The organism is Rheinheimera sp. WS51 (assembly GCF_050936095.1).
GTDB lineage: Bacteria > Pseudomonadota > Gammaproteobacteria > Enterobacterales > Alteromonadaceae > Alishewanella.
Map to the genome: position 1 here is coordinate 1 of NZ_JBOTRC010000048.1, position 931 is coordinate 931.

Sequence of the window (931 nt, forward strand, 5' to 3'; positions counted from 1 at the left end):
GCGTTATATGCGTTTTGATATTTTTACCCAGAGAGGGAGTTCTATATTTTGAAAATTATTTTTTTAGTACTTATGGTGTTTATTTCAGCTGGTATTAATGCATCGAATTTTGTAAGCATTAAAATACCTCAGTCAAAAATTGTGACCGATACACCTAATATAATCGTTTCGCTACCGCCATCTTACGAGTCAGATATAACAAAAACTTATCCAGTCTTATTTGTTTTGGATGGTGAACTCAATGGAGAGTTAGTAAGCGGCATGCTCCATAGGCTAAATCTATCTAATGGTTCAAATGAACATATTATTATTGGTATAAACAGTGCAAATCGCATTGGAGACTTCGCACCAACAGTAAACATGGATCCAAGGGGGCCGGTTGGTCAAGGTGGTGGTGGGGATAAGTTTTTAGACTTTTTGGAATCAGAACTGATTCCTCATATTAATGAGCAGTATCGAACGTCGAAATTTAATGTTATTGCAGGCCATTCAATCGCTGGTTTATTAGTTATTCATACTTTTCACTCTCGCCCAAAACTCTTTCAAGCTCATATGGCGTTTAGCCCGGCAGTATGGTGGGGCGCAAGAGAAACTGCAAAATCAGCACAAAACTACATTCTTTCAAAAGAAGCCGTGGCGAGCTATTTGTATATGAATATCGGCAGCGAAAACGGTGAATTGCGCAATGTATATGACTCATTTGCGCAAACGATTATGAGAAACCGCTCGACTGAATTGGAGTTACAGTTAAACGAATTCGATGCTGTTAGCCATGATTTTACTATGGCTGCAGGGATCTACAATGCTCTTGCGGGGTTGTATAAATATCAGGGTCGTAGTGGCATATAACAAACAAATATTATCGCCGGCAAAAAGCGCCGGCTGCGACGTCAACCCGCTGCGCGGCTTTCCGCGCTAAATTTGGGCGTTA

General features: G+C 40.4%; 1 protein-coding gene. It reads left to right on the forward strand.

The window, feature by feature from the left end; translation table 11 throughout:
- The first annotated feature begins 48 nt into the window (after window positions 1–48).
- On the forward strand, window positions 49–849 hold the full coding sequence (locus ACRCA4_RS14970) for an alpha/beta hydrolase (RefSeq protein WP_433190379.1): 801 nt from the start codon (window positions 49–51) through the stop codon (window positions 847–849).
- Window positions 850–931 lie beyond the last annotated feature (82 nt).